The organism is Pseudomonas versuta (assembly GCF_001294575.1).
Taxonomy (GTDB): Bacteria; Pseudomonadota; Gammaproteobacteria; order Pseudomonadales; family Pseudomonadaceae; genus Aquipseudomonas; species Aquipseudomonas versuta.
Genome location: NZ_CP012676.1, coordinates 1,596,909 through 1,616,333, shown reverse-complemented (window position 1 = coordinate 1,616,333; position 19,425 = coordinate 1,596,909). Strand labels below are relative to the sequence as shown.

The 19,425-nt window shown below is 58.7% G+C and carries 15 protein-coding genes; 11 read left to right on the top strand and 4 right to left on the bottom strand.

Going from position 1 to position 19,425, the window contains the following annotated elements:
• The first annotated feature begins 79 nt into the window (after positions 1–79).
• A complete protein-coding gene (dusA, locus tag AOC04_RS07210) occupies positions 80–1,090 on the top strand; it encodes a tRNA dihydrouridine(20/20a) synthase DusA (protein WP_060691927.1) in 1,011 nt (336 codons plus the stop codon).
• A gap of 72 nt (positions 1,091–1,162) precedes the next feature.
• On the opposite strand, the gene rssC is transcribed toward dusA, so the two are convergent.
• The 3 genes from rssC to AOC04_RS07195 form a co-directional block, all read right to left on the bottom strand.
• On the bottom strand, positions 1,163–1,645 hold the full coding sequence (rssC, locus tag AOC04_RS07205) for an anti-sigma factor antagonist RssC (RefSeq protein WP_010657349.1): 483 nt from the start codon (positions 1,643–1,645) through the stop codon (positions 1,163–1,165).
• Positions 1,642–2,826, bottom strand: a complete 1,185-nt coding sequence (gene rssB / locus AOC04_RS07200; RefSeq protein ID WP_060691925.1) for a two-component system response regulator RssB — start codon at positions 2,824–2,826, stop codon at positions 1,642–1,644. Before rssB ends, rssC begins: the two co-directional genes overlap by 4 nt.
• Before the next feature lie 343 nt (positions 2,827–3,169).
• Positions 3,170–3,859 (bottom strand): MlaA family lipoprotein, encoded by a 690-nt coding sequence (locus AOC04_RS07195; RefSeq protein WP_060691923.1) that lies wholly within the window; start codon positions 3,857–3,859, stop codon positions 3,170–3,172.
• A 302-nt stretch (positions 3,860–4,161) separates the two neighbouring features.
• Here AOC04_RS07195 and AOC04_RS07190 point away from each other — a divergent pair, with 302 nt between their 5' ends.
• Positions 4,162–4,425: a DUF4404 family protein gene (locus tag AOC04_RS07190; protein ID WP_060691921.1), complete on the top strand. Its 264-nt coding sequence runs from the start codon at positions 4,162–4,164 to the stop codon at positions 4,423–4,425.
• Between the two features lie 74 nt (positions 4,426–4,499).
• Here AOC04_RS07190 and AOC04_RS07185 read toward each other — a convergent pair whose 3' ends face one another.
• Positions 4,500–9,356: an NAD-glutamate dehydrogenase gene (locus tag AOC04_RS07185; RefSeq protein WP_060691919.1), complete on the bottom strand. Its 4,857-nt coding sequence runs from the start codon at positions 9,354–9,356 to the stop codon at positions 4,500–4,502.
• Positions 9,357–9,869: 513 nt separating this feature from the next.
• On the opposite strand from AOC04_RS07185, the gene AOC04_RS07180 reads away from it, so the two are divergent.
• From AOC04_RS07180 to AOC04_RS07140, 9 genes are all read left to right on the top strand, one after another.
• Entirely contained in the window at positions 9,870–10,232 is a 363-nt protein-coding gene (locus AOC04_RS07180; RefSeq protein WP_060691917.1) for a hypothetical protein, read from the top strand.
• A 42-nt stretch (positions 10,233–10,274) separates the two neighbouring features.
• Positions 10,275–11,024, top strand: a complete 750-nt coding sequence (locus AOC04_RS07175) for an amidohydrolase family protein (RefSeq protein WP_060691915.1) — start codon at positions 10,275–10,277, stop codon at positions 11,022–11,024.
• A gap of 32 nt (positions 11,025–11,056) precedes the next feature.
• The gene (locus tag AOC04_RS07170) at positions 11,057–12,232 is read left to right on the top strand and encodes an MFS transporter (RefSeq protein WP_060691912.1); all 1,176 of its coding nucleotides are present in this window, start codon (positions 11,057–11,059) and stop codon (positions 12,230–12,232) included.
• Between the two features lie 280 nt (positions 12,233–12,512).
• Positions 12,513–13,472 (top strand): AAA family ATPase, encoded by a 960-nt coding sequence (locus tag AOC04_RS07165; protein WP_003444726.1) that lies wholly within the window; start codon positions 12,513–12,515, stop codon positions 13,470–13,472.
• Between the two features lie 2 nt (positions 13,473–13,474).
• Positions 13,475–14,419: a DUF58 domain-containing protein gene (locus tag AOC04_RS07160; protein ID WP_060691911.1), complete on the top strand. Its 945-nt coding sequence runs from the start codon at positions 13,475–13,477 to the stop codon at positions 14,417–14,419.
• Entirely contained in the window at positions 14,416–14,910 is a 495-nt protein-coding gene (locus tag AOC04_RS07155) for a DUF4381 domain-containing protein (RefSeq protein WP_060691909.1), read from the top strand. The genes AOC04_RS07160 and AOC04_RS07155 overlap by 4 nt, the downstream gene beginning before the upstream one ends.
• On the top strand, positions 14,903–15,979 hold the full coding sequence (locus AOC04_RS07150) for a vWA domain-containing protein (protein ID WP_060691907.1): 1,077 nt from the start codon (positions 14,903–14,905) through the stop codon (positions 15,977–15,979). The genes AOC04_RS07155 and AOC04_RS07150 overlap by 8 nt, the downstream gene beginning before the upstream one ends.
• Positions 15,976–17,718 carry a VWA domain-containing protein gene (locus AOC04_RS07145; protein ID WP_060691905.1) on the top strand — a complete coding sequence of 581 codons (1,743 nt, stop codon included), beginning with the start codon at positions 15,976–15,978 and terminating at the stop codon, positions 17,716–17,718. The genes AOC04_RS07150 and AOC04_RS07145 overlap by 4 nt, the downstream gene beginning before the upstream one ends.
• Positions 17,715–19,349 (top strand): BatD family protein, encoded by a 1,635-nt coding sequence (locus tag AOC04_RS07140; protein WP_060691904.1) that lies wholly within the window; start codon positions 17,715–17,717, stop codon positions 19,347–19,349. Before AOC04_RS07145 ends, AOC04_RS07140 begins: the two co-directional genes overlap by 4 nt.
• Positions 19,350–19,425: the final 76 nt, after the last annotated feature.

Genomic DNA, 19,425 nt, shown 5'->3' with positions numbered 1-19,425 from the left:
GGATTTGCTACATTGTAGCAACGAGCATTCAAAAACAAGCAAAAACAGCGGTAAACAGTAGTGAATGAGAGTTGCCCGAATGCACACCAAACCCGCAGAAAACCTAGCCTCAGCAGCAAATCCGGTATCTAGGAGGTTTTCTGTTGCGCCCATGATGGATTGGACAGATCGTCACTGCCGCTACTTCCTGCGCCTGCTATCGAAAAACGCTCTGCTTTATACCGAGATGGTCACTACTGGCGCTCTGATTAATGGTGATGCCGAACGTTTTTTGCGCCACGACGACGCTGAGCATCCGCTGGCCTTGCAGTTAGGCGGCAGTGTGCCCTCTGATTTGGCAGCTTGCGCGCGCATGGCCCAGGCCGCAGGTTATGACGAAGTGAATCTGAATGTCGGCTGCCCGAGTGACCGGGTGCAGAACAATATGATTGGCGCTTGCCTGATGGCGCACCCGGCGCTGGTTGCAGACTGTGTCAAGGCGATGCGCGATGCCGTTTCGGTTCCGGTCACGGTCAAGCACCGTATTGGCATCAACGGGCGCGATAGCTATGAGCAGCTGTGTGACTTTGTCGGTACCGTTCGGGATGCAGGCTGCGAAAGTTTTACTGTGCATGCCCGAATAGCGATTCTCGAAGGACTGTCACCCAAAGAAAACCGCGATATACCACCTCTGCGATATGACATCGCCGCGCAGCTGAAAACTGATTTCCCGGAGCTGGAGATCATTCTCAACGGCGGGATCAAGACGCTTGACCAATGTCAGGAACATTTACAGGTATTTGACGGGGTGATGCTCGGTCGCGAGGCTTACCACAACCCGTACATTCTGGCTGAAGTCGATCAGTTGCTTTTTGGCAGTGCCGAGCCGGTTGTTTCACGGGCCCAGGCGCTGGCTTTATTGCGGCCTTATATCGCGGCGCATATTGCTGCTGGCGGGGCGATGCACCACATCACACGGCATGTTCTGGGGTTGGGACAGGGGTTCCCTGGCGCACGGCGTTTCCGTCAGTTGCTGTCGGTGGACATCCATAAAGCCAAAGACCCACTGGCGTTGCTGGATCAAGCCGCAGAGTTGCTGGAAGGCCGCTGAATCGCGCGCAATTGAAAAGGGGCCGTTCCTTGCACAGGACGGCCCCTTTTTTGATCGGCTATCGCTCAAGGGTCAATGACGCTCAAGTGCATTCACCAGATCATGGAAAGCCTCACGATTGGAATCGTTCAGGCCCATCAGGATCTTGTGTGCTTCAAGCACTTTCACTCGCACCACTTCTTCGGACTGGTCCTGGGAGGGAAGGTCTGTCAGGCACTCAGGGCATGGGATCGGCTTGCCGATGATGTTGAACACCTGATCAAAACCCATGGACTGCAGCAGCCGCGTAATGTCTTCATGGGTGGTGACTACGGTCGGCAACAGACCGATTTTTTGGCGCGACAGAATCGACAGTTTCGCCAGCAAACCCAGGGTGGTGCTGTCGATACTGCGGGTTTCGGTGAGGTCAATCACGATGGCGTTAAAGTTCAGCGCCGTGAAAATCCTCTCGATTGTCGCATCCAGAGCGGAACACAGTGTCAGACGCACTTCACCCACAAACTTCAGGACGAAGGTGCCGTCCTGTTCGGCGAACTGAATTCTACCGGTACTCATTTAAGATTCCTGCTTAACACCAACAAGGCGATATCATCCGGCATCTCCCCTAGCGTAGCTAATCCGAACTCTCGGCGCAGACCATCCAGGCTGCCGCCTGCAGCTTTTACCAGTTGTGGCAAAGCTGCCTCTTTCTCTTTGAGCGTCTGCTCGGTCAAAAGGTCCAAAATTCCATCCGACATCAGAGTAAGACTGAAGGCTTCCGGCAATTTCAGGACATGATCTTCATACGTGGCTTCGTTAAACAGGCCAACGGGCAGCCCTCGCCCTTCCAGGTAGCCCACGCTGTCAGGCGTGTAAAGCACCGGCAATGGTAGGTGCCCGCCAATGCTGTAAGTCAGCACGCCGGTTTCTTCATCGATGACACCGCCCACCATGGTCACGTGCTTGCCCAGCTTGCAATTGATCAGGCCACGGTTGATGTGGCCAAGCACCTCTGAAGGCTTGAATTCTGGCAGGGTGCCGTTGCGCTTGGACTCAAACAACAAGCGCGTGGTCATGAATTTGAGCAGCACCGTTACAAACGCGGATGACGCACCGTGACCGGAAACATCAGCCAGATAGAACGCAACTCGTCGCTCATCGACCCTGAAGTAATCCACGAAATCGCCGGACAAATACAGTGAAGGAATGATCTGGTGAGCAAAGTGAAAATCATCAATGGACCAAGGACTGATCGGCAACATGTTCATCTGAACCTGCCGACCCGCATTCTGGTCTTCCTGCAATAAATGCAAACTCGCTTCAAGTTCGCGGTTGGCAGACTCCAGCTTGTCGCGGTAGCGCTGGTTCTCTACCAAAAGCCGGGCACGATCCAGAGCCCGGTGAACGGAGTGCTCCAGAACGGCGAGATCTTCGAGCGGCTTGATCAGGTAGTCGGCAGCACCCAAACGCAGCGCCTCGACCACATCGCTCATCACGCCAGCACCCGAGATTACGATTACGGGGGTTTGTGAGGAGCGTTGCGATACCTGGCGAATCAACTCCAGGCCACTCATTTGTGGCATGCGCAAGTCACAGATCACTAAATCTGGCTGCTCTTGCTCGAACACCTGAAGACCCTGGATGCCATTGCTGGCCTGCAGGACGCTGAAGCCGCTGTCTTCCAAGTAGGCAGCCAGACTGGCGCGTACTACTTCGTCGTCGTCAATGATCAGCAACGTGGCACTGGTTTTTTGCATGTGGGCAAATGGCGCCAGAATTAGGTTGGCGTAGGAGCTCGAACGGGTCGGGCTCAACGACTGAATTGGCTTTTGAACATCCCTGATTCAAATCGATGTTATCGCTCGATCCTACAAAGGTGCCCGTGTAAGGCGCAGACGGTACTCCCATCCGCGGGGGGTTTCAAGCTCAGGCCGATGGTGGCCGCAGGTCTTCGTCAAGTTAAATTCCTGCGGGTTATAAGAACCAAGGGAACGGCAACTAAAACCAAGGTCTGAGACATGATAAAACCTATCTTTATCCGATCCCGATAATGCAAAAAACGGCCCCGAGGGCCGTTTTTCCGAATCAAAATCGCAAGGGTTAAAAGTCGTCTTCAACCTGACCGTCTTTGATCTTGAACTCGCGGTTTTGCAGATACGCATTGCGGATAAAGACGTATTTGTCACCCGTAATGAGCTTTTCAGCAGACAGCAAGCTGGCGCGGGTATCAATAATGTCCATGCCGATCGCCATGTTACGGGCCGGGATGTCATTCATGTAGCGGTACGGTTCGGCGTAGCCATCCGGATAAATCGCAACCGCATCACGTACGGTGCTCGGCCCCAAGAGCGGCAGCATCACGTAAGGACCGCTAGGCACGCCCCAATACCCGAGAGTTTGACCGAAGTCTTCACTGTTGCGCTGCAGGCCCATCTTAGTGCCCACATCAAAGAAACCCGCCACACCCAGGGTGGTGTTCATCAATAGGCGGGCTGTATCCACGCCCGCTGCATGCGGCTTGGCCTGCAATACATCGTTGGCCAGGTTGCGCACGTCGCCGATATTTCGATACATGTTGTGGATGCCATCCTCCAGAAATTGCGGAGTGATGAACTGGTAGCCCTGGGCAAGTGGCTTCAAGGCATAGGTGTCGAGTTTTTCGTTAAATTTGAAAATGACACGGTTTACCCCTTCCCACGGGTCATCTTCGGTGGCGGCATTGGCGGTGAATGGGACCATTGCAACACCGGCACAAACACATATGTGAGCAAGACGATCAGTCCAGCGCATAGCAAAGCTCCTAAAAAATACTTAATTCTTGGGCGCTACGCCCCGGGTCAGGCGCAGAGTATAACGGCAATTGGATTTCAGGCACCCATAGAAACGCCCTCAACTGACTGGAGTTTGTACCAGGCGTTCCGCAAATATTTACATTTGTTATGAAATGCGCGCCCTCCTTCCGAAAACCCGCAATAGGGATTTTGATCGAGATCATGCATGCTTGAGCCCAGTGGATTAATCTAGAGCCCAGTCACAGACCTTTTGTGCACTGCGAAGGTCTATACAGAGCCTATCAATAAAGGATGAATGCTATGCCTGCCAGCGATCTGCAAAAACAACTCGACTCCCTGCGCGAGCAGCTCGATAAAACCCCGCCGCTTTCATTTGATGATCGAGCCGAACTCAACAAGCTCGCCGAACAGATTGATGCCCAGATCAAAGTAGAAACGGCAACCCAGGACGCCAGCCTTGTCGACAACGTTAATCTGGCGGTAGAACGCTTCGAGGTTGAACACCCTGCCCTGGCCGGCACCCTGCGCAATATCGTTCAAACCCTGGGCAATATCGGGATCTGACTTCCCCGCCCCACCCCGGACACAAAAAAGCCCCGACTCATCCGAGCCGGGGCTTTGTTTTATTGCTCAGGCTGTCAGAGCCCTGACTGACCACTCAACGCCAGGTCAAGCAGCTCACGGTTGGCTACTGCATACATCGCGTAGTCATTGCCCGTGGCGGCTCGCAGATCCACCAGCATCGAGCGCCAGCGCTCAACCATCGAGTTGTTCTGCTCAAGCCACAACGCCAGCCGCTCTTCGATTTCGGCAGGGGCATCAGCCATTTGCAGTACCGAAACGGTAATTGCACGCTGCTGCCAGTCGATATCATCGCGGAACGCTTCACGGGCCAGCGCCTGCCAGTTGTTCTCCACCGGCAGGTTGCTGATCTGCTGCAGGTACCAGGTGAGGTCCAACGCGCTGCCGACGGCAAAGTACGCCTTGGCCACATCCGCGGCATTCTGACCGGTTACATCCGAAGCCTCGATAATCGGCAGCAAGGTGTACAGGTGCGTAGTACCGGCCACCATCCGTGCCAGCAACTCCGGGACACCGGCTTCGACATAAGCCTGGTAGCGGGTCTGCCAGCCTTCACGGGTTGCGCCTTCCAACAGCTCGTCGAGCTTAAGACCCAGCGCCGCCAGATGCGGACCAAAATGTGCCACATCGCGTGCAGCATCCAGTTCATTGCGACGGCTGCGCAGGAACCAGCGGGTAGCGCGACGACCCAGACGCATCAACTCGTCCATCAACGCCAGCTGGATTTCGGCCGGGACCTGATAGTCCAGCGCCTCGATCTGACGGAACCAGTGCGGGAGGTGGAAAATGTCGCGCACGATCACATAAGCACCCGCCACATTGGCTGCACTCATGCCGGTCGACTCTTTCAGGCGCTCCACAAAGGTGATGCCCATATGGTTGACCAGATCGTTGGCAATCTGGGTACTGACGATTTCACGCTTCAGACGGTGACGACGCATGGCCGCAGCGAACTTGCTGACCAGCATGGGCGGGAACGCGGTTTCCATGTCGCGGGTCAGGTAGTCGTCATCCGGCACCTGAGAGTTGAGCAAGGATTCCTTGAGGTCGATTTTGCTGTACGAGATCAACACCGACAGTTCGGCACGGGTCAGGCCATGGCCAGCCGCTACGCGCTCGTTGAGTTGCTCTTCGGACGGCAGGAACTCAATGGCGCGGTCCAGCTTGCCACGGGCTTCCAGATCGCTCATCAGGCGCTTGTATTCAGCAATGCGCTCGTATGCACGGCGCGCCGCCAGGGAAATGGCCTGTGTCTGCTTGTAGTTGTTGCCCAACACCAGGCCGCCGACTTCATCAGTCATGCTGCCCAACAGCTGGTTACGCTGCTTCTCGGTCATATCGCCAGCCTGCACCACTTCATTGAGCAGGATCTTGATATTCACTTCGTGGTCAGAGCAGTCCACACCACCGGCGTTGTCGATGAAGTCGGTATTGGAGCCGCCGCCATTGAGGTTGAATTCGACACGACCCAATTGGGTCATGCCCAGGTTACCGCCCTCGCCCACAACCTTGCAGCGCAACTCATTGCCGTTTACACGCAGCGCATCGTTGGCCTTGTCGCCTACATCGGCGTGGCTTTCGCTGCTGGCCTTGACGTAAGTACCGATACCGCCGTTCCACAACAGGTCTACCGGCGCTTTGAGCAAGGCATTGAGCAATTCTGTAGGCGTCAGTTTGTCGGCAGTGATCGCAAAACGCTCTTTCATCTCGGGCGAGATAGCGATGCTTTTCGCACTGCGCGAGAAAATACCGCCGCCCGCCGACATGATGCTGGTGTCGTAGTCCGACCAGGCCGAACGCGGCAAGTCGAACAGACGCTGACGCTCGACGAAGCTGTTGGCCGGTTCAGGGTTCGGATCGATGAAAATGTGCAGGTGGTTGAATGCCGCGACCAGTTGCAGCTTGTCAGACATCAACAAGCCGTTACCGAATACGTCACCGGCCATATCGCCGACGCCTACCACACTGATGCTGTCTTGCTGAACGTTGATGCCGCGCTCTTTAAAGTGGCGCTGCACACCCACCCAGGCGCCCTTGGCGGTAATGCCCATTTTTTTATGGTCATAACCGGCCGAACCGCCCGAAGCAAACGCATCACCCAGCCAGAAGCCGTAATCAATGGCAATGCCGTTGGCAATGTCAGAGAAGGTCGCAGTACCTTTGTCGGCTGCTACTACCAGGTACGGGTCGTCGCCGTCGTGACGGACCACGTTCAGCGGCGGCACCAGCGCGCCGTCCTTGAGGTTGTCGGTGATATCCAGCAGCCCGGAAATAAAGATCCGGTAGCACGCAATCGCCTCGGCCTGAATCTCGTCACGTCCACCGCCCAATGGCAAGCGACGCGGCACGAAACCGCCTTTGGCACCAACGGGCACGATGACCGAGTTCTTCACTTGCTGGGCTTTTACCAAGCCCAGCACTTCGGTACGGAAGTCTTCCTCGCGGTCCGACCAGCGCAATCCGCCGCGGGCAACGTTACCGAAGCGCAGGTGAACGCCTTCAACCCGTGGCGAGTAGACGAAGATTTCAAACTTCGGCACCGGCTTTGGCAGCTCTGGAATCAGATGCGGGTTGAACTTGAAGCTGAAGTACGAACGGTTCTGGCCATTGGCATCCGGCTGGTAGAAGTTGGTCCGCAGAGTGGCTTTGATCAGATCCAGATAACGACGCAGGATGCGGTCTTCGTTAAGCACCTGAACATCGTCCAGCGCCGTCAGGATCGCCTGTTCCAGACGCAGTTGCTTGTCTTCCAGATCTTCTGCCGTCAGCTTGCGCGCCAGATAGAAACGGGTTTTGAACAACCGGGTCAGCTCGCGGGCGATGTCGGTGTGGTTGTTCAGGGTGCTGGCGATATAGCCCAGGTCGAAGCCCAGGCGGATCTGCTTCAGGTAACGGGCATAAGCGCGCAGCAGCGCTACGTCACGCCAAGGCAAACCGGCAGTCAGCACCAGTCGGTTGAACGCATCGTTCTCGGCGTCGCCGCGCACGATATGCACGAATGCATCCTGCAGGGTGTCGTTGAGTTGCTGGATATCCAGGTTCAAGCCTTCGCCCGCAGTAAAGGCAAAATCATGGATCCAGAACTCACGGCCATTGGCATGACGCAGGCGATACGGGAATTCGCCCAGTACACGCAAGCCAAGGTTTTCCAGAATCGGCAGCACGTCGGACAACGCCAGTGGCGTATCGGCGTGATACAGCTTGCAATGCAGTTCCTGACCGGCGCTCTGACCCAGCGGCTGATAGAAGCTCATCACCAGCGGGTTTTTCTCGCTCAGGCTCATCAAGTGCTGCATGTCGACCACGGCCGAGTGCGCGGCGAAGCGCTCGCGGTAGCCGGCCGGGAAGCCTTTCGGGAAGTCCGACAGCACCTTGGTGCCATTGGCTTCGCCGAAGCTTTCTACCACCAGGCTTGCGTAATCGTCCTGCCAGCTGCGGCAGGCCTGGACCACTTCTTTTTCCAGCAACAGCGGGTCGATATCGATCCGGTTTTTTGGATCGACCCGCAAAATCAGCTGCACGCGGGCCAGTACCGACTCAGAGAAGAAAGTCCAGAACTCGCAGTCCGACGCTTGCAGGCGCTCCATCAGCACCTGCTGGATTTTCTGCCGCACTTCGGTCGAATACACGTCACGCGGCACGTATGCCAGGCAGTAGCAGAAACGGCCATACGGGTCTTTGCGCAGGAACACGCGAATCTTGTTGCGCTCCTGGATTTGCACAATCGACATCACCGTGGTGAACAGCTCATCGACCGGGGTCTGAAACAGATCGTCGCGGGGCAGGACTTCGACCACCTGGGCCAGCTCCTTGCCAAGGTGAGCCTTGGGCTGGAAGCCGGAGCGGCGTTCGATCTCTGCAACTTTACGGCGAATATAAGGAATAACCCGCACGCTCTCGCCGTATACCGAAGAGGTATACAGACCCATGAAGCGGCATTCCTTGATCACCTTGCCGTCTGCATCGATTTGACGAATCGAGACATAGTCAGGGTAAGCCGGGCGATGCACACGGCTCGGGTGCGCAGCCTTGGCAAACGACAACAGGGTCGGTTCGCGCAGGTAGCTGACGGCGTAATCTTCAATGCGAAGGTCTTCGGCAGTCAGGCCGGCCCGCAACAGCTTGGTCAGACCGAGGAACGATTGCGGGTCATATTCGATATGACCGCCATCCGCCTCGTCACGTACCACAAACTCTTCATAGCCAAGGAAAGTGAAGTGGTTGCCCACCAGCCACTCCAGGAAGCTCTTGATCTCGGCTTTTTCATCGGCATCGACGACGTACTGGCAGTTGTCGATACCTGCCAGCAGCTCCTGGACCTTGGCTTTCATCGGCTCGAAGTCAGCCACGGCGACGCGCACTTCACCCAGAACCTGTTCCAGTTCCTTGCTCAGTACATTCAATTCAGCGGCATTGGAGCAACGATCGATTTCCAGGTACATCAGCGACTCTTGCGAGACGCCTTCGCCACTGGTGCCCTTGGGCAGAATTTCCAGCAGCTCGCCCTTGCTGCCGCGGCGAACGCTCAACACCGTGGTCTGCAGGGTGTGAATGCTGTAACCGCGACGGTTCAGTTCGGTACGGACCGAATCCACCAGAAACGGCAAATCGTGATGCAGTACTTCTACAGCGGTGTGGGTCGATTGCCAGCCATGACGCTCGTAATCGGGGTTATAGACCCGTACCTGAGGCTGCACCGGATCGAAACGTTCAAGCAGACGCCAGGCTGACAGCGTACAGCCGGCCAGGTCTGACATACGACGTTGCGTGAGTTCGTCCAGGGAAATGATGCCGAAGAATTGCTCGGCAAACAGGGCTACTTGTGGCAATGCCTGTTCACTGATGTGCTGGGCCAGAGCTGCTTGCAGTTGATGCTGGAAGTCGGCTTTGCTGGCTGCGGTGAAGAACGCCATCTGTGGTACTCCGCTTGGGCTTGTTATTGAGAGACGCGTCGCGTGCTATTCCCGCGTGGGAAGCTGCCAATACTGTGCAAGGGCATATCTTGGCAGTTTACCTTGAAAGCACAGCATGACAGGGAGGTGAAGCTGGCCGCGACCCGGGGGTCACATTCACGTTCCAGGATGGGTATCTACAAAAACGACTGCCGAATGAACAGGCTGTGCCTTTAGAGATAGCTATCACCCGCGCAGCTTAACGATTGAGCGGTCCAGCCTGCTTGCGATGCTGCGACATATTCGGTCATGGGGACGCATCCATATGACCTGATAACGAACAACCCTAGCATTGGCACAGGATAAATATTCCAAAAAGCACCTGAGTTTCCTTTACCCGCCTCAAAAATGACCGGCGGGAAGCAGTCTGAACTCTTTGACACATATTCAATGAGGCCAGCATAAATCTGTTCAGGCTGGCAAAATCAGCTTTTATCCAGCAGATACATGCGCCCAGAGCGCCAGGAATTCCCCATGCAAATCACCACCCCACTCCTCATGGCCAACCCGTGTGACGACGAAGAAGACAACATGGCCATGCTGTGTTGCCACAGCGAACAGGGCGAAATGTTCCTGATGACCCGCTATCCGGACGAAGACGAACTGGAAATCACTTTCGGCGACGTTGACGAACCTTCGGTTCTTGAAGGGGTTAAGGTCACCCTGAGCCCTACCCGCCTGCTGATTGAAGTCAGTGCGTCTGACGCTGATGCCCTCAATGGCGCCGATCATCTTGAGATTCTTCATACCGCAGACCCAAGCGACCTGGCCGAAATCGAAGAAACCCTGAAAAACATCCTTAAAGGCACCGGCACGTACGTCAGCGAACTGGGCTGAACAAGCCCCCCACAACAACTGCTTACCCCAGGTACTGTCGCCATGCGCCCGATCTTCGATGCTCACTGCCATATCATTGACAGTGCCTATCCGCTGATTCCGAACAACGGCTATACGCCCGAGTTTTTCAGTGTCGATGATTACCAAAAACGTACCCACGCCTTGGGCATCATCGGCGGGGCGGTGGTTTCGGGCTCTTTTCAGGGCTTCGATCAGACTTACCTGATTGCTGCACTCAAACGCCTTGGACCGGGGTTCGTGGGGGTCACGCAACTGCCTGCCAGCGTCACCGACTCCGAGCTTGAAACCCTGCACCAACAAGGTGTTCGCGCTTTGCGTTTCAATCTCAAGCGCGGCGGTTCCGAGCAGCTCGACCAGCTCGAATCAATGGCCAGACGGGTGCACGCCTGCGTGGGCTGGCATTGCGAGTTGTATATCGACTCTCGAGAACTGCCAGCCATTGAAAACCGGCTACTGCGCTTGCCGGCCCTGAGCATCGATCACCTGGGCCTGAGCCATGAAGGCTTGCCCAGCCTGCTGCGCCTGGACGGGCACGGTGTTCGAATCAAGGCTTGCGGTTTTGGCCGGGTGGATTTTGCGGTTCCCGGCGTACTGCAACAGATTCACAGCGCCAACCCCCATGCCCTGATGTTTGGCACAGACTTGCCGTCAACCCGCGCGCCCCGCCCGTTTGAAGATACCGATATCGTTCTGCTGATTGACGCCCTGGGCGAGGACGGCGCAGGCCGCGTCCTGTGGCAGAACGCCCGGGAGTTTTATTGCTTGAGCTAAACAGGGTGTTCAGCCACTGACACGAGAACAGCATGCGTAAGGATTACCTGGCTTTTTTCATTTCACTGTTTGTTTCGCGGCTTGCCGACCAGATTCTGTTATTTATCGTGCCGTTGATTGTGTTCCAGACCACCAACAGCGTGTCGTGGGCCGGGCTGGCGTTTTTTGTCGAGTCGTTGCCGCGCTATCTGTCATTCCCGGTGTGCGGGGCACTGTGTGACAAATACCCCCCGGTCCGCATCCTGCACATCAGCCAGATCTATCGCGCCGTGGCCTGCGTTATTGCCGTAGCGCTTTACACTGTGTTCGACGGGATTTACTGGGTAGTCATCCTTTCAGCACTTTGCGGGGTACTGACCACCCAGGGCGTCATGGCCCGGGAGGTTCTGATGCCGCATATCTTCAAGCACTACACCTACGGCAAAACCCTGTCCTACTCACAAATCGCCGACCAGAGCGGCCTGGTACTGGGGCCACTGGTTGCGGCATTGCTGCTCGAGTTCTGGGCATGGCACTGGGTAGTCATCGCGGTGGCCGGATTATTTGTCCTGGCCGATCTGGCGATGCTCTTCTGGCAACGCAATACCAACGTCAACCTGCCAACCTTCGAACAGCATCAGGACGTCTGGCTAAAGCCTCTGCGCATCGCCTTCAGGCATATCCGCCAATTGGCAGAGCTGAAAAAGATCATCGCTCTGGCAGTCGGCGTCAACCTGATAATCGGCGTCACCCTGGCCACCTCGGCGGCCATGGTCATCGGCCAATATGCGGCCGGCAAGCAGAGCTATGCAGGGCTGCAGGCCGCAGGCGCACTGGTGACCATTGCCATTTTGTTTTATCTCGCGCGCTCGACCCTGCCTCTAAAAGTACTGGGCAGCCTGTCCTACTGCATGATCGCCTGCGGCGCACTGATCACCGCCCTGAGCCCGAATATCTGGGTGTATACCCTGGGCTTTTTGCTGATTACCGGCTTCGACAAGATGTTCAATATCTACTTTCGCAGCGTTCGTCAGAAGGTCATTCCACCACAGGATTTTGGCAAAACCGTCGGCGTGGTGAGCCTGCTCAACAACCTGTCCCAACCGGTAGCCGGACTGCTGATTGCCCTGCTGGCAGCGCCGCTGGGCACGCAGACGGTAATCCTGTTGTTGAGCGGCCTGACCGCCTTGATTGGCGTCGCCGTGGTGGCGCTGGCCAGGCGCCTGTAAACCCGAGGCGCAGAGGACTTTGAATTCGCCTCCAGAGTCTGTTGCAGGGGCCAGGCGCACTCATGAGGGTCCAGCTGTAGAAATGGATGTTTATAAACCCGCGCAGATGAGCACCATTCTCAACAACCCGACGGATTTCGGATTTTTTCTTAATTTTCAGATTTTTCCTTAAAAAGCTCCCCCTGCGATTAGTCCCCGACCCCTGCAATGGATTAAAGTAACGGCCCCAGCCCCGGCGTAACTCTTGCGCCGTCGGTGTCCTTTTCAGGAACAGTCAACGATGGAACATCGTGAAGCGCTGCTTGCGCTGCGAACCTTTCTCTCAACGCAGATCCTCGGTCAGGAAAAACTCATTGACCGCCTGCTGATCGCGTTGCTGGCTGACGGCCACATGCTGGTCGAAGGTGCGCCCGGCCTTGCAAAAACCAAGGCCATCAAGGAGCTGGCTGAAGGCATTGAAGCGCAGTTCCATCGAATTCAGTTCACCCCCGACCTGCTGCCCGCCGATATCACCGGCACCGAGATCTATCGTCCCGAAACCGGCAGCTTCGTATTTCAGCAAGGTCCGATCTTTCACAACCTGGTGCTGGCGGACGAAATCAACCGCGCCCCGGCCAAGGTCCAGTCGGCCTTGCTTGAAGCCATGGCTGAGCGTCAGGTCAGCGTCGGGCGCAGTACATACGAACTGTCGCCGTTGTTTCTGGTGATGGCCACGCAAAACCCGATCGAGCAGGAAGGCACCTATCCGTTGCCCGAAGCCCAGCTCGACCGCTTCCTGATGCATGTCAAAATCGGCTTCCCCGACGCGGCCGTCGAACGCCGCATCCTGCAACAGGCCCGCGGTGAAGCACTCAACGGTGAAACCAAACCGGAGCGCCGGGTCAGCCAGCAAGCCATTTTCGCGGCACGCAAGGAAATACTCGGCCTGTACATGGCCGATGCGGTAGAGGAATACCTGGTGCAACTGGTCATGGCCACCCGCACGCCGGGCAAGTTCGACCCGGAAATGGCCGACTGGATCGCCTATGGTGCCAGCCCGCGCGGTTCTATTGCCCTGGACCGTTGTGCCCGGGCACACGCCTGGCTGGCCGGGCGCGACTTTGTCAGCCCTGAAGACATTCAGGCGGTGCTGTTTGACGTACTGCGCCATCGCATCATCCTGTCGTTCGAGGCTGAAGCCGCCGGCATCGACCAGGACCGCGTAGTGCAGCGCATCCTCGATGTCGTTGCCGTTGCCTGACGATGAACAACCCTCTGCCCGCCGAACCCGGCATTCGCGTCACCCTTGCCGAACTGATCGAGATGCGGCATCGGGTGCGCGAAGTGCAACTGTTCTCTTCCCCTGGCCAGCGCAGCCCGATGGCGGGCTTGCATCACTCGAAATTGCGCGGGCGCGGGGTGGATTTCGACCAGGTGCGGGTGTATCAGGCCGGTGACGATGTGCGCACCATCGACTGGCGCGTCACGGCCCGTACCCAGGAGCCGCACACCAAAATGTTCCATGAGGAGCGCGAACGGCCGATTTTCATCCTCGCAGAACAAAGCCGTCGACTGTTCTTTGGTTCGGGCCTGATGTTCAAGTCGGTGCTTGCGGCCCAGGCCGCCAGCCTTATCGGCTGGGCTGCACTGGGCCACAACGACCGGGTGGGCGGGCTGGTGTTCGGCGATCACGAACATTACGAAATCAAACCCCGGCGCAGTAAACAGAGCCTGCTGCAACTGCTTAACCGGCTGGTACGGGTCAACCAGTCACTGCACACCGAAGTACAGTCTGACCGTGACGCCCTGGGCATGGCGCTGATCCGTGCACGGGAGGTCCTTCGCCCAGGCAGTCTGGTGATTGTGATTTGCGATGAGCGCGCACTCACCGACGCCGCCGAACAACAACTGAGCCTGCTGGCGCGTCATTGCGACTTGATGCTGCTGCCGCTGTCCGACCCGCTGGACCACGCCCTGCCCGCTGCCGGGCTGTTGCGCTTTGCCGAGCGCGGCGCACAACTGGAGCTGGACACCCTCAATTACGACTTGCGTCAGGCCTATCGTGCCCAGGGCGAAGCACGCATTGCGCGCTGGGAGCTACTGGCGCAAAAATTGCGCGTGATGCTGATGCCGCTGAGCACGCAAAGTGAAATGATCGAGCAACTGCGTGAATACCTGAACGCCAAACGCCCCGGCAAACCGTTATGAAAGACCTTGAACAGCTGCAGCCCTTGATCCCGCCACCGCTGATCGGCTTTTGGCCGCCCGCGCCGGGCTGGTGGCTGTTGCTGATCCTGCTTGCGGCCCTGGGCTGGGGCCTGTGGTGGCTGCGCCGTTATCTGCCGGTCAAACGCCTGCCCCGCAGGGCCGAGCAACCTCTGGACCCGGTACGTCTGGCGGCGCTTGAAGAGCTTGCCGCTTTCCCCAAGCCCTACGATGGCGCCCCCGCCGGGGCCTGGCTGCAACAACTCAACGGCCTGCTCAAACGCCTGTGCCGCAACCACTACCCCTACAGCCAGAGCCACACCCTCAATGGCCGCAAATGGCTGGCGTTCCTCGACAACCGTTGCCCGGCTGCCGGCCTGACCCGCTGGATGGTATTGGTTGAAGGGGCCTACAAGCCCGAATGCAAGCTTGATGACAAGGCGATTGCCGGCCTCAATCAAGCGGTTGAAACCTGGATTCGCAAACATGTTTGAGTTCGCCTGGCCATGGCTCTTTGTCTTGCTGCCGCTGCCCTGGCTGATGCGCCTTGTGCTGCCCGCTGCCGACAGTGGCGAGGCCGCCCTCAAGGTCAGTTTTCTGGCGGACCTGGAAGAACTGGCCCGGCGCAAGGCCCGGGCGACGATGCCGTCAGGGCGCCAGCAAATTCCTTATGTGCTCCTGTGGCTGTTGCTGCTGACCGCAGCTGCACGCCCGCAATGGCTGGGCGAGCCACTGCCGATTGCTGCCAGCGGGCGGGATCTGCTGGTGGCGGTGGATGTATCCGGGTCGATGGACTTCCCGGACATGCAATGGCACGACGAAGACATCAGTCGCCTGGACCTGGTCAAAAGCCTGCTCGGCGACTTTCTCGAAAACCGCGAAGGCGACCGGGTCGGCCTGATTCTGTTCGGCAGTCAGGCCTATCTGCAAGCGCCATTGACCTTCGACCGCCACACCGTTCGCACCTGGCTCGATGAAGCGCGAATCGGCATCGCCGGTAAAAACACCGCCATCGGCGACGCCATTGGCCTTGCCCTGAAACGCTTGCGCCAGCGCCCGGCACAGAGTCGAGTGCTGATCCTGGTCACCGACGGGGCCAACAACGGCGGCCAGATCGACCCGCTGACCGCCGCACGCCTTGCCGCCGAGGAAGGCGTCAGAATCTACCCGATCGGGATAGGCGCCGACCCGGCTGAAAGCAGCGCCAAAGGCATGTTCAGCATCAACCCCGGGGTGGACCTGGACGAGCCCGCCCTGGAAGAAATCGCCAAAGTCACCGCAGGCCAGTACTTCCGTGCCCGCGACGGCAAGGAGCTGGCTGCGATCAAGGACACCCTTGACCGGCTGGAACCCGTCGCCCAGCAACCCACCCAGGCCCGCCCGGCACACGCGCTTTACAGCTGGCCACTGGCTGGCGCCCTCTTGCTCAGCGTGCTGCTAGTGATCCATGAACTGTGGCCCGGCAATCCGCTGCAGCGCTGGCTGAGCAAAAAACACTTTCTGCTACAGCATCCTGACTGGCGTTCAAGGCTCAAGCGCCTGCGCTTGCGGAGGCGCCGATGAGTACGCTCTGGCCCCACTGGTTCCGTCCCGAATGGCTGCTGCTGTTGCCACTGCTCGGCTGGCTGCTGTGGAAACTCTGGCATCGGCAAAAGCGCGCCGGACGCTGGCAGATGATCCTGCCAGTGGCCTTCCATCGCGTGCTGCTCAGCGGCGGCAACGGCCGCAACAGCAAGCTGCCCTGGGTCGCCCTTGGCCTCGCATGGCTGCTGGCCCTGCTGGCACTGCTCGGTCCAAGCTGGGAGCGGGTTGAACAGTCCACCCGCAAACCTGCCGACCCGCTGGTGGTGATGCTGCAACTGACGCCCGAAATGCTCGCTACCGACAAATCACCAAATCGGCTGGAGCAAGCACGCCACAAGCTCTACGACCTGCTGCAAAGCCGCAGCGATGCGCAAACCGCAATCATTGTCTACGCCGGCAGCGCCCATACCCTGGTGCCGCTGTCCGACGACCTGGCCACCAGCCGCAACCTGATCGAAGCGCTGAAGCCCTCAATCATGCCGCAACCGGGCCATCGCGCCGACCTGGCGGTGGACCAGGCCCTCAAGCTTCTGGATCAGGGGTCTCTGGGGCAAGGCCGTCTGCTGCTCATCACCTCCTCACTGAGCGAGCAAGAACAGCTGGGGATTGCCCAGCGATTAAACAGCCATACACCGCAGTTGCTGATCCTCGGTGTCGGCAGCCGTGATGGCGCGCCTGTGGTTGACGAAAACGGCCAGTTCCTCAAGGACGATCAGGGCGCCATCCTCATGCCGCGTCTCGACAGCCAGGGCTTGCGGGCATTCGCCCTCGAAGTTGACGGCAGCTACCGCCAGGCACGACTGGATGACAACGACCTGCGTGGCCTGGGCCTGCTCGATGGCCCCCGGCATGTGCGCAATAACGGCCAGACCCTGCGCCTGGACACCTGGGCCGATCAGGGTTACTGGCTGTTGCTGCCACTGTTGTTACTGGCCGCCTGTGCAGGCCGTCGTGGCTGGCTGCTGTGTTTACCGCTGCTTTTCATGTTGCCCCAGCCCGGCTACGCCATGAGCTTTACCGACCTGTGGCTGCGCCCGGACCAGCAGGGCCAGCGTTTGCTGGAGCAGAAAAAACCGCTGCAAGCTGTCGAACACTTCGAAGACTCGCAGTGGCAAGGCTACGCGTTGTATCAGGCGGGAGACTACGCGGCTGCGGCGCGGCGCTTTGCCGAGGCCAACACCGCCAGTGCCCACTTTAACCGCGGCAACGCGCTGGCCATGAGCGGTGAACTGGAAGCGGCTATCGACGCCTACGAGCAAGCCCTGGAGTTGCAGCCGGACTTGCAGGTGGCGGCACAGAACAAAACCCTGGTCGAGCAAGTGCTTGAACAAAAACGCGCCGAAGCCACGCCGCCGGACGACAAGACACCCGAGACCGCATCGCAGCCGCCCCCCACTCCCCCTGTCAGTTCCAGCAACAGCAGTGCCACGGGCGATGCGGCGCAGCAACAGGAAAACAGCTCGGCCACCGAGCCGGAGGCTGCGGGCAACAATAACGACTCGCTCGAACCGCCTCCCGCAGCCGATAATGCACGACCTGGCAACGAACCCGCGGACGGCCCCACCACGCCGCCGCCAGCCCCGACTTCAGATCATCTGGACGAGGAGCATCGCCAGGCACTGGAACAATGGCTCAGACAGATCCCCGATAACCCCAGCGAATTGTTGCGCAGAAAATTTTGGTACGAACAGCAGCAACATCAGGACTCGCCTCAATGAACCGCATTTGCGCCCTGCTTCTTTTGCTCTGCTGCTGGACCTTGCCAGCCCACGCGCTCGGGCTGGTTGCCAGTGTTGACCGCAATCAGCTCAACTCCGGCGAAACCGTCGAGCTGACGCTTGAGTCAAACGACGCCACCCTGTTCGGCAAGCCGGACCTGACGCCGCTTCAGGCACTGTTCGAAGTACGGGGGACGCGCCAGGTCAACCAGTTCACCAACCTCAACGACGAGAACAAGGCCAACACCCGCTGGATTATCACCTTGCAGCCAAAACGCACCGGCAGCGTGATCATTCCACCCCTGCAAGTCGGCGCCTATCACAGCCTGCCCATCAGCCTGACGGTGACGCAAAGCACCAGCAGCGACAACGAACTGGCCCCGGTATTTATCGAAACCAGCCTCGACCAGCCAGACGTTTACGTACAGGCCCAGGCGATATTGACCTTGCGCATTTATCACTCGGTCGCGCTGTACGACGACAGCAGCCTGACCCCCTTGCACCTGACTGACGCCATTGTCGAGCAACTGGGCGAATCGCGGACCTACGAGAAGTTGATCAACGGTGTTCGCCACGGCGTGATTGAACTGCGCTACGGCATTTACCCGCAAAAAAGCGGCGAGCTGGTCATCCCGGCCCAGACCTTCAGCGCCACCCTGGTGGACAGCCAGCAAGCCACGGCCCCTGCCCCGCTGGGCCCCAAGCCCGGAAAACTGGTACACGTGACGTCCACGGACATCCCGCTGACAGTCAAACCCAAGCCTGCCGACTACCCGGTGAGCTCCCCCTGGCTCCCGGCGCGCAGCCTGAGTGTCAGCGAGTCCTGGAACCCCGAGCCGGACCACTGCCAGGTCGGCGACTCACTGACCCGCACCCTCACCCTCAAGGCTGAAGGTCTGTCCAGCGCCCAGATTCCCCCGCTGCCCGCCACGGACGTCAGCGGATTGCGCCGTTACCCCGACCTGCCGCAGCTGAGCAACCAGATCACCGAAAACGGCCTGGTGGGTACTCGCGAAGAACGCGAGGCGCTGGTTCCGGCCCGGGTAGGCCAGGTAGAACTGCCTGCTGTCGAAGTGGTCTGGTGGAACACCCATGAAGACCGTCTGGAACGCAGCTACCTGCCGGCCCGCACCCTGCAGGTGGCCGCCAACCCGAACATGACGGTCGACACCCCCGTGGGTAACATCCCCGCGACTTTGAATACCGACTCGACGTTGTGGCTGTGGCAACTGAGCACCTTGATCCTCGCCTGCTCGACCCTGGCCGGTTTCGGCCTGTGGTGGCGCGCGCGCTGGCAGCCGGCCATTTTGCGGGCCGCGCAAACCGGCCCCAGCCCCCGCACCCTGCTCGATGATCTCAAGCGTGCCTGCCTGGCCAACGACCCGCAGGCCACCCGCCAGGCACTGGATGCCTGGGCCCGGCAACAACCGGAAACCCTGGCCGAGATGGCTGCGCGCTTTGTATTGCTGTCCGATGCCCTGGATGGCCTCAATGGCGCGCTCTACAGCGAAACCGGCCAGCACTGGCAAGGCGAAGAGCTGTGGAAAGCCATTCGCAGCATCCCTGCCGCCGAGCGCGAGCAAGATGCGGGCAGCGAACCCAGCAGCCTGCCACCGCTGTACCCCAAATAATTTCAAGGCAACCCCGCGCCGACCTGTGCGCCCGGGTTGCTGTCGCGTCCGGCCCATGTCGGACGAAGCCCATTTT